The following is a 9995-nucleotide window of genomic DNA, read 5'->3' on the forward strand; positions in this document are numbered from 1 at the left end:
GACATGGTATCTCTCGCATCCCAGGGCATAAGCGACTCCATAAACGGGTTCTTATGCCTTAGTTGTAAGTGTCTACCATGTCCCCGAACAAGTGTTCACTATGTCCCCGGACCGTACAGGGAGAGGGATGGGGTGAGGGCACCAGCCCGCACGTAACGAAAAAACCCGCCTCGGCGGGTTTTTTATGGTTTGCCCAGCGGCGCTACGCTTGCAGGGCCTACGGGTTTTGTAGGTCGGGTAAGCGAAGCGCCACCCGACTAAGCCAGCTGCTTCCTGCTAATCAACGGCCCGTCAATCTTCTTCATCGAGCGGTCCAGCACTTCCTCAATCACCGACGACAGCTCGTTCAGCTCAAACTTCGCCACGTAGCCGTCCGCCTTCACCTTGCGAATATGATCTTCGTTGGCGTTGCCGGACAGAGACGAGTGGATCACCACCGGAATATCCTTCAGGAACGGATCGGTCTTGATTTTGCGCGTCAGCGTAAAGCCGTCCATCTCCGGCATTTCGAGGTCGGTCAGCACCAGAGCAATCTTATCGGTGATGGGAACCCCTTCAGCCTGCGCCTGCGCTGCCAGTACGCCAATTTTCTCCCACGCGTCTTTTCCGGTAATGTGCAACTGCGCGGGGATTTCCATCGCCTGCAACCCTTTTTCCAGCATCGAGCGCGCCACTTTAGAATCTTCCGCGACAATCGCGACGGCACCGGGTTTGATATTGAATTTGGTGGTCTTCAGATTGGTCGCGTGCAGATCGTGGTTAGCCGGGGTGATGTCGTACAGGATCTGCTCAACGTCCAGCACCATCGCCAGGTCGTTGGTATCGGTCTTTTCGTCCAGACAGGCGATGCTGGTGATGTAGCGACCGCTGACGGCGGTTTCGGCCGCGTGAACCTGCTTCCAGTCAAGACGCATGATGTTCTCAACGGACTCCACGGCAAACGCCTGCACGCTGCGGGCGTATTCGGTGATCAGCAGAATGTTCAGTCCGGTCGTCGGCTTGCATCCGGCCACGGCGGCCAGGTCAATCACCGGGATCACCTGGTCGCGAATGTTCACCATCCCCATCAGCGGTGACTTCATCCCGGCGGGTTTGGTGAACTCCGGCATCGGCACAATTTCACGCAGCTTAAAGACGTTAATGCCAAACAGCTCGGACTTATTTTCGTTCAGAGAGGTGCCAAGACGGAACAGCAACAGTTCAAAACGGTTCGACAGGGTGAGATTCGCCCTGTCATCAATATCTTTCTGGAAATTATCCATTCTACCCTCGAGAGAAATGCTGACCTTTTAATCGTTATCGGCATCCTGAGGGAAAAATGAAGGACTAAACGCTGACCTGAGCGAAATCTTCCGCCAGCTCACACGACGGGAACACCTGACGGCACTCTGCCAGCAGGCTTGCGCATCCCCGCGCGTTGTAGCGCGAGCTAACGTGAGTGACGATCAATCTCCCGACTCCCGCGTCACGGGCAAGCTGTGCCGCCTGACGCGTGGAGCTATGGCCCCGGCTGTTGGCTTTCTCTTCCATTGCCGTTTCAAGCGTCGCTTCATGCACCATCACATCTACGCCCTGTGCCAGCAGAAGGGCGGAAGGGCAGGGTGCGGTATCGCCAAAGATCGCCAGCTTTTTCCCCGGCTGCGGCGCTGCGAGGTAATCCTGACCGTTCACCACGCGCCCATCTTCCAGCGTGACGGTCTCTCCCTGCTTAAGACGCTGGAACAGCGGGCCGGGCTTTATGCCGTCAGCGATGAGGGCCGCGGCGTCGAGCGCGCCGGGTTTGTCGTGCTCTTCAATGCGATAGCCATAGCACTCCACCGGGTGATTGAGCGGCTGGGCAGTGACGGTATACGCGCCATCGTTGAAGACCAGACCTTCGGCGATCTCCACCACGTCGAGCGGATAATCCGTCCACGAGCCGCTCAGGCGCAGCGTCGTTTCAACAAATTCCCGGATTCCCGCTGGCCCGTAAATCGTCAGCGGGTTGGCGTTACCGGCCATCGAGCGGCTGCACAGCAGGCCGGGCAGGCCGAAAAGATGATCACCGTGCAGATGGGTAACAAATATTTTATCGAGCTTGCCCGGATGATAAGCGGTGCGCAGCAGCTGGTGCTGCGTGCCTTCACCGCAGTCAAACAGCCACAGACCGCCGCGGGTGGGGTGATAAAGATCCAACAGGATCGCCGTCACGTTTCGTGAGCGGGTTGGCACGCCAGCGGACGTACCCAGAAAAATCAGTTCCATAACGCAATCAGCCCTTTGCCGAACGGGGAGGGGTTTAGTATAACGTGATGAACCCCAGGAAGGAGACAGACATGATCCAGTGGCAAGATTTACACCATAGCGAACTCACCGTTCATTCACTTTATGCCTTGTTGAAGCTGCGCTGCGAAGTCTTTGTGGTTGAGCAAACCTGCCCGTATCAGGACATCGATGGCGATGACCTTGTCGGCGAGAATCGTCATATCCTCGGCTGGCGCGATAACGAGCTGGTGGCGTATGCGAGGATTCTGAAAAGCGACGACGATTTCGAGCCGGTGGTGATTGGCCGCGTCATCATCAGCGATAAAGCGCGCGGTGAAAAACTGGGCTATCAGCTGATGGAAAAAACCCTGGCATCGTGCGAAAAACAGTGGCCAGACAAGGCCTTATACCTGGGGGCGCAGGCGCATCTCCAATCCTTTTACGGACATTTTGGCTTTGGGCCAGTGACGGATGTGTATGACGAAGATGGCATTCCGCATATCGGGATGGCGCGGGAAACGAAGCAGGCGTAATGGCGAGTCGTTGGCTATAGTTAGCGGACTGGTGTAACAACATGGAGAAAAATATGTCATTTCAATCCTGGGATACCCGTATCGACGACGACCTGGCCTTACTGAGCGAGACGCTGGAAGAGGTGTTACGTTCGTCCGGCGACCCTGCCGATCAGAAATATATTGAGCTGAAAGCGCGTGCTGAAAAGGCACTGCATGAAGTGAAAAACCGCGTCAGCCATGCGTCTGATAATTACTACTACCGCGCGAAAAAAGCGGTTTATCGGGCCGATGACTACGTGCATGAAAAACCGTGGCAGGGCATTGGCGCCGGTGCTGCCGTCGGGCTGGTACTGGGGCTGCTTTTAGCCCGTCGTTAACAGCGTTTTAAACGGTTAACCACTCCCTATACGTGGGTACTGATATTTCTTATGGTACCCCGTATAATACGAGGTTTTAACAGGGAGAGGTTCGCGTGCATTCGATATTCCTCGCGCTGGAGCAACTGCGCATACGGCTGGCGCAAGCGTTACCCGCAGCACCCGGTTTACGTCATTTCGACGTCTCTTTCCCGTTAAACGACGCATTCGATCCCCTGGCCTGGCTGGGCGCTCAGCAATGCTATCCCCAATTTTACTGGCAGCAGCGCAGCGGCGATGAAGAGCTGGCCGCGCTGGGTGCCGTTATCCATTTTTCCTCTCTCGCGTTGGCCTCGCAGTTTTTGCATACGCAACATGCAGCCGGTGACACCCGCATCTGCGGCCTGAACGCCTTTACCCCGGAAAAGGGCAGCTTGTTTTTACCGCGCCTGCTCTGGCGACGTTCAGGCGGCGTTGCCACCCTGCGCCTGCAGCTGTGGAGTGAGAGTTCCCTTCAGGACGATGCTCAAGTGGCACTGCGTTTTTTAGGTACTCTTCAGGACGCCAAACCGATCCGCCCGCTGTCCGTTCAGGTGGAGCGCGAAACGCACCAGCCGCAAAAACCGGAATGGCTGTGCCTTATCCGTCAGGCAACGGAGACTATCGCGCACGGTGACTTTGAAAAAGTGGTGCTCGCCCGCGCCACCGATCTGCAATGCCGTCAGCCGGTAAAGGCCGTTGCCCTGATGGCAGCCAGCCGCGCGCTCAACCTGAACTGCTACCATTTCTGTATGGTTTTCGATGCCAGCAGCGCGTTTCTTGGCTCTACGCCTGAGCGTCTGTGGCGTCGGCGTGGCACGTTGCTGCGTACCGAAGCCCTGGCAGGCACCGTCGCCAGCCACGCGGACGACGCTAAGGCCCGGCGTCTGGGCGACTGGCTGATGAAAGACGATAAAAATCAGCGTGAGAATATGCTGGTCGTGGAGGACATCTGCGAGCGCCTGCAGCATCATACCCAAACGCTGGAGGTGCTGCCCGCGCAGGTCGTGCGGCTGCGGAAGGTACAGCATCTGCGGCGCTGCATCTGGACCGAGCTTAAACACGCTGATGATGAACAGTGCCTGCACGTTCTGCAGCCAACGGCGGCGGTGGCCGGGCTACCGCGCCAGGCGGCGCGTGCGTTTATCCAGAATGTGGAACCTTTTGACCGCGAGTGGTATGCCGGATCGGCCGGGTATTTATCGCCAGTGCAAAGTGAATTCTGCGTGGCGCTGCGCTCTGCACGCGTCCATGGCGCGGCGCTGCGGCTCTACGCCGGGGCGGGGATCGTCAGCGGCTCTGACCCGGAACAGGAGTGGCAGGAGATAGAAAACAAAGCCGCCGGGCTGCGTTCTCTGCTCCTTAGGGATTAATACTGATTCGCGCATTCCCGATTCATATCAAAATTCCAAATTTTTCTATTATTTATACTGTGTCGCATTCTTGATACCGGACAAACTCATGTCAGTAAGTTCTTTTAACCGACGCTGGGCGACGGTGATCCTCGAAGCCCTGACCCGCCATGGCGTCAGGCACGTGTGTATTGCACCGGGCTCTCGCTCCACGCCGCTGACGCTGGCGGCGGCGGAAAACCGGGCCTTTATTCACCACACCCATTTTGACGAGCGCGGTCTGGGTCATCTGGCGTTAGGGCTGGCGAAGGTCAGCGACGCCCCCGTCGCGGTGATTGTTACCTCCGGTACCGCGGTGGCGAACCTCTATCCGGCGATCATCGAAGCCGGGTTAACCGGTGAAAAACTGATCCTGCTGACAGCCGATCGTCCCCCTGAACTTATCGACTGCGGTGCCAATCAGGCGATCCGCCAGCCGGGTATTTTCGCATCTCATCCTTCGCAGACGGTCTCGTTGCCGCGCCCAACTCAGGATATTCCGGCAAGCTGGCTGGTTTCCACCCTTGACCACGCGATGGGCTCGCTGCGCAGCGGCGCGCTGCATATCAACTGCCCGTTTGCCGAGCCGCTGTACGGTGAGCTGGACGACACGGGACTTGACTGGCAGCAGTCCCTTGGCGACTGGTGGGAGAGCGAAAAACCCTGGCTACGCGAGCAGACGCACCTTGAGAGCGCGAAACAGCGCGACTGGTTCTTCTGGCGACAGAAGCGCGGCGTGGTGATTGCCGGTCGCATGAGCGCGTCTGAAGGCAAGCTGGTCGCCGAATGGGCGCAAACCCTTGGCTGGCCGTTAATTGGCGACGTGCTTTCCCAGACCGGTCAGCCGCTGCCGTGCGCCGATCTGTGGCTGGGGAATGCCAAAGCGATCACCGAGCTGGCGCAGGCGCAAATTGTGGTCCAGATAGGCTCCAGCCTCACCGGGAAGCGTCTGTTGCAGTGGCAGGCAACCTGCACACCGGAAGAGTACTGGCTGGTGGATCCGCTGGAGGGGCGGCTCGACCCTGCGCACCATCACGGTCGTCGTCTGGTGAGCGAGATTGATAGCTGGCTGGAACAGCACCCGGCAGAAAAGCGTAAACCCTGGGCGGTGGCGATCCCAGAACTCTCGCGCCAGGCGTGGGAACTCACCAAAGCGCAGTGCGAAGGTTTTGGTGAAGCCGAGCTGGCGCACCGTATTCGCCACTATCTGCCCGAGCAGGGGCAGCTGTTTGTCGGCAACAGTCTGGTGGTGCGCCTGATTGATGCCTTCTCTAAGCTGCCTGCAGGCTATCCGGTTTACAGCAACCGCGGAGCCAGCGGCATCGACGGGCTGATTTCGACGGCGGCAGGCGTACAGCGCGCCAGTGCGAAATCAACGCTGGCGATTGTGGGCGACCTCTCTGCACTGTATGACCTCAACGCGCTGGCGCTGCTGCGTCAGGTCTCCGCGCCCTTTGTGCTGATTGTGGTGAACAACAACGGCGGGCAGATTTTCTCCCTGCTGCCGACGCCGCAGAGCGAGCGCGAGCGCTTCTACCTGATGCCGCAAAACGTGCAGTTCGAGCATGCCGCCGCCATGTTCAGCCTCAGGTATCACCGTCCCGAAAACTGGGAACAGCTGGATACGGCGTTAAGCAGCGCCTGGCGGCAGCCGGGCACCACGCTTATTGAACTGGTGGTCAACGATGCTGACGGCGCGCAGAAGTTGCAAAATCTGCTGGCGCAGGTGAGCCACCTGTGACCCTTACTGGCGTGCATCATAACGGTAAGCCGGGTTACCCCTGGCTTATCTTCCTGCACGGTTTTTCCGGCGATTGCCGCGAGTGGCAGGCCGTCGGGGAGTCATTACGCGATTATCCCCAGCTGTATCTCGACCTGCCTGGACACGGCGAATCAGCCAGTGTCAGCGTCGCCGGGTTTAACGATCTCAGCGATTTACTCGCCAGCACCTTACTTAGTTACAACATACTTAACTACTGGCTGGTGGGGTACTCCCTCGGCGGCCGCATTGCGATGTTTCATGCTTGCCAGCAGCCAAAGGGCTTATGCGGCATTGTCGTTGAAGGCGGTCATCCCGGGCTGCAGGATGTGGGCTCGCGAGAGGTGCGGCTGGCGTCCGATCGCCGCTGGGCGACGCGTTTTCGTACTGAACCGCTCCCTGCCGTCTTTGCCGACTGGTACCAGCAGCCAGTGTTTGCCTCGCTTACTGATGCGCAGCGCGGCGAACTGATCGCCCTGCGTAGCCAGAACAACGGCGCGAATCTGGCGGCAATGCTTGAGGCCACCTCGCTGGCCGTACAGCCCGACCTGCGTTTTGCGCTGAGCGCGTTCAACGCCCCTTTTTATTATCTCTATGGCGAACGTGACGAGAAATTTGCGGCCATCGCCGCCGAACTGAACGCCGAACGCCACGTTATTCCTCACGCCGGACACAACGCCCACCGGGAAAACCCCGCTGCGGTCGCCGTTAGTCTGGCTCAGATACTGCGTCTTCGAACAAAGGACACTCTATGATCTATCCTGATGAACACATGCTTTACGCCCCGGTTGAATGGCAGGACTGCTCCGAAGGCTACACCGACATTCGTTACCACAAGTCCACCGACGGCATCGCCAAAATCACCATCAACCGTCCGCAGGTGCGCAACGCGTTCCGTCCGCTGACCGTGAAAGAGATGATTCAGGCCCTGGCCGATGCGCGCTATGACGACAACATCGGCGTGATTGTCCTGACCGGTGAAGGTGACAAAGCGTTCTGCTCCGGCGGCGATCAGAAAGTGCGCGGCGACTACGGCGGATACCAGGATGATGCGGGTACGCACCACCTGAACGTCCTCGACTTCCAGCGCCAGATCCGTACCTGTCCAAAACCGGTTGTCGCGATGGTCGCGGGTTACTCCATCGGCGGCGGCCACGTGCTGCACATGATGTGCGACCTGACTATTGCCGCTGAAAACGCCATCTTCGGCCAGACCGGCCCGAAAGTCGGCTCCTTCGACGGCGGCTGGGGCGCGTCCTACATGGCACGCATCGTTGGGCAGAAAAAAGCGCGTGAAATCTGGTTCCTGTGTCGTCAGTACAACGCGCAGGAAGCGCTGGATATGGGCCTGGTAAATACCGTGGTGCCGATTGCCGATCTCGAAAAAGAGACCGTGCGCTGGTGCCGCGAAATGCTGCAAAACAGCCCGATGGCGCTGCGCTGCCTGAAGGCGGCCCTCAACGCCGACTGTGACGGACAGGCGGGTCTGCAGGAGCTGGCGGGTAACGCCACCATGCTGTTCTACATGACCGAAGAGGGTCAGGAAGGACGCAACGCGTTTAACGAAAAACGCCAGCCGGACTTCAGCAAATACAAACGGAACCCGTAATGCGTCGCGCGCAGGTTTACCGCTGGCAGATACCGATGGACGCGGGCGTGGTGCTGCGTGAACGGCGGTTAAAAACCCGTGACGGGCTCTTCGTGCATCTCCGGCAGGGTGAGCGGGAAGGCTGGGGTGAGATTTCACCTCTGCCGGGCTTTAGTCTGGAGTCGCTCGACGACGCGCAGTCCGCGCTGATGGCGTGGGCGCGCGCGTGGCGTGAAGGGAGCGATCCGGCTCTGCCGACGCAGCCTTCCGCCGCCTTCGGCATCAGCTGCGCGCTGGCGGAGCTTGACGGCAGTTTGCCCCAGGAAGCCAACTACCGCGCGGCGCCGCTCTGTACCGGCGACCCGGACGAACTGTTCGCGCAGCTCTCCGCCATGCCCGGCGAGAAAGTGGCGAAAATTAAAGTTGGCCTGTACGAAGCGGTGCGCGACGGCATGGTCGCCAACCTGCTGCTGGAAGCGATCCCCGACCTGCGCCTGCGGCTGGACGCCAACCGCGCCTGGACGCCGCTCAAGGCGCAGCAGTTTGCAAAGTACGTCAACCCGGCGTACCGCAGCCGCATTGCCTTCCTCGAAGAACCCTGCAAAACCCGCGACGATTCGCGCGCCTTTGCCCGTGAAACGGGCATCGCCATTGCCTGGGATGAAAGCCTGCGCGAAGCCGATTTTGAATTTGTCGCCGAGCCGGGCGTGAGTGCGGTGGTCATTAAGCCGACGCTGACCGGCAGCCTGGACAAGGTGCGTGAGCAGGTCACGGCTGCGCACGCCCTGGGGCTGACGGCGGTGATCAGCTCGTCCATTGAGTCCAGCCTCGGGCTGACGCAGCTGGCGCGCATTGCCGCCTGGCTCACGCCGGATACCATTCCAGGGCTCGACACGCTGAACCTGATGCAGGCCCAGCTTGTACGTCAGTGGCCGGACAGCACGTTGCCGTGCCTCGACGTTGAGGCGCTGGAGCCGCTGCTATGAGTTTTACCGACTGGCCGTGGCGGCACTGGCGCGCGCAGTGTGCGGATAAACCCGCGCTGCGCCTGGACGACGACGTTCTCACCTGGCAACAGCTTTGTGCGCGCATCGATAGCCTTGCCGCCGGGTTCCATCGTCAGGGCGTGCAGGAGGGCGACGGCGTTATGCTGCTCGCCCATAACCATCCGCAAACGCTGCTGGCGTGGCTTGCGCTGCTGCAGTGCGGTGCGCGCATTCTGCCGGTCAATCCCCAGCTTCCGCGCCCCTTGCTGGACGTCCTGCTCCCGCAGATGACGCTGCGCCATGCGCTGGTGCTGGACGGTACTTTTGACGGGCTCTCTACCCTTAGCCTGTCAGAAGACGCCGGGGAACATGCGGCGTCGTGGCAGCAGGAACGCCTGGCTTCCATGACGTTAACCTCCGGCTCGACGGGGTTGCCAAAAGCGGCGGTGCACACCTGTGCGGCGCATCTTGCAAGCGCGCAGGGCGTGCTGGCGCTGATGCCCTACGGCGGAGACGACGACTGGCTGCTGTCGCTGCCGCTGTTTCACGTTTCTGGTCAGGGGATCCTGTGGCGCTGGCTGCTGGCGGGCGGGCGCTTGACCGTGCGCAGGAAGCAGCCGCTGGAGCAGGCGCTGGAGGGCTGCACGCACGCGTCGCTGGTGCCGACCCAGCTGTGGCGCTTGATTAATGCTCAACGCCAGGTTGCGCTGAAAGCCGTTCTGCTCGGCGGCGCGGCAATTCCCGTTGAGCTGACCGAGAAGGCGCGGGAGCAGGGCATTCGCACCTTCTGCGGTTACGGTCTGACGGAGTTTGCCTCAACCGTCTGTGCGAAAGCGGCGGACGGCGAGCCGGATGTGGGAACCGCCCTGCCGGGTCGGGAAGTGAAGCTGGTCGAGGGGGAAGTCTGGATCAAAGCGCGCAGCATGGCGGCGGGTTACTGGCGAGACGGTACGCTTCTTCCGATCGCTAACGAGCAGGGCTGGTTTGCCACCCGCGATCGCGGGGAATGGCGCAACGGTCGTCTGACGATTTTAGGCCGTATGGACAATCTCTTTTTCAGCGGAGGAGAGGGGATCCAACCCGAATCGCTGGAACGCGTTATCGCCACACATCCGCA

General features: G+C 59.9%; 10 protein-coding genes. 8 read left to right on the top strand and 2 right to left on the bottom strand.

The genetic code is table 11. From position 1 onward, the window contains the following. Positions 1-257: 257 nt before the first annotated feature. Both K5E19_RS22745 and rnz read right to left on the bottom strand, forming a co-directional pair. Positions 258-1262, bottom strand: coding sequence for a chemotaxis protein (locus K5E19_RS22745; protein ID WP_221553202.1), 1005 nt, complete (start codon positions 1260-1262; stop codon positions 258-260). A gap of 64 nt (positions 1263-1326) precedes the next feature. Next, a complete protein-coding gene (rnz, locus tag K5E19_RS22750) occupies positions 1327-2244 on the bottom strand; it encodes a ribonuclease Z (protein WP_221553204.1) in 918 nt (305 codons plus the stop codon). A 71-nt stretch (positions 2245-2315) separates the two neighbouring features. On the opposite strand from rnz, the gene K5E19_RS22755 reads away from it, so the two are divergent. From K5E19_RS22755 to menE, 8 genes are all read left to right on the top strand, one after another. Continuing rightward, complete coding sequence (locus tag K5E19_RS22755) at positions 2316-2777, top strand: GNAT family N-acetyltransferase (protein ID WP_221553205.1); 462 nt, start codon at positions 2316-2318, stop codon at positions 2775-2777. A gap of 53 nt (positions 2778-2830) precedes the next feature. Next, a complete protein-coding gene (gene elaB / locus K5E19_RS22760) occupies positions 2831-3136 on the top strand; it encodes a stress response protein ElaB (protein ID WP_029485146.1) in 306 nt (101 codons plus the stop codon). A gap of 95 nt (positions 3137-3231) precedes the next feature. Then, positions 3232-4527: an isochorismate synthase MenF gene (gene menF / locus K5E19_RS22765; RefSeq protein ID WP_221553206.1), complete on the top strand. Its 1296-nt coding sequence runs from the start codon at positions 3232-3234 to the stop codon at positions 4525-4527. An 88-nt stretch (positions 4528-4615) separates the two neighbouring features. Beyond that, positions 4616-6286 carry a 2-succinyl-5-enolpyruvyl-6-hydroxy-3-cyclohexene-1-carboxylic-acid synthase gene (menD, locus tag K5E19_RS22770; protein WP_221553207.1) on the top strand — a complete coding sequence of 557 codons (1671 nt, stop codon included), beginning with the start codon at positions 4616-4618 and terminating at the stop codon, positions 6284-6286. Continuing rightward, entirely contained in the window at positions 6283-7059 is a 777-nt protein-coding gene (gene menH, locus K5E19_RS22775; RefSeq protein ID WP_221553208.1) for a 2-succinyl-6-hydroxy-2,4-cyclohexadiene-1-carboxylate synthase, read from the top strand. Before menD ends, menH begins: the two co-directional genes overlap by 4 nt. Then, complete coding sequence (gene menB / locus K5E19_RS22780; protein WP_010433380.1) at positions 7056-7913, top strand: 1,4-dihydroxy-2-naphthoyl-CoA synthase; 858 nt, start codon at positions 7056-7058, stop codon at positions 7911-7913. The genes menH and menB overlap by 4 nt, the downstream gene beginning before the upstream one ends. After that, complete coding sequence (gene menC / locus K5E19_RS22785; protein WP_221553209.1) at positions 7913-8878, top strand: o-succinylbenzoate synthase; 966 nt, start codon at positions 7913-7915, stop codon at positions 8876-8878. The genes menB and menC overlap by 1 nt, the downstream gene beginning before the upstream one ends. After that, positions 8875-9995 (top strand): o-succinylbenzoate--CoA ligase (gene menE / locus K5E19_RS22790; RefSeq protein WP_221553210.1); only part of this gene is annotated, 1121 nt, incomplete at its 3' end. The genes menC and menE, both read left to right, overlap by 4 nt.

Source organism: Enterobacter sp. RIT637, assembly GCF_019718755.1.
Lineage (GTDB): Bacteria > Pseudomonadota > Gammaproteobacteria > Enterobacterales > Enterobacteriaceae > Enterobacter.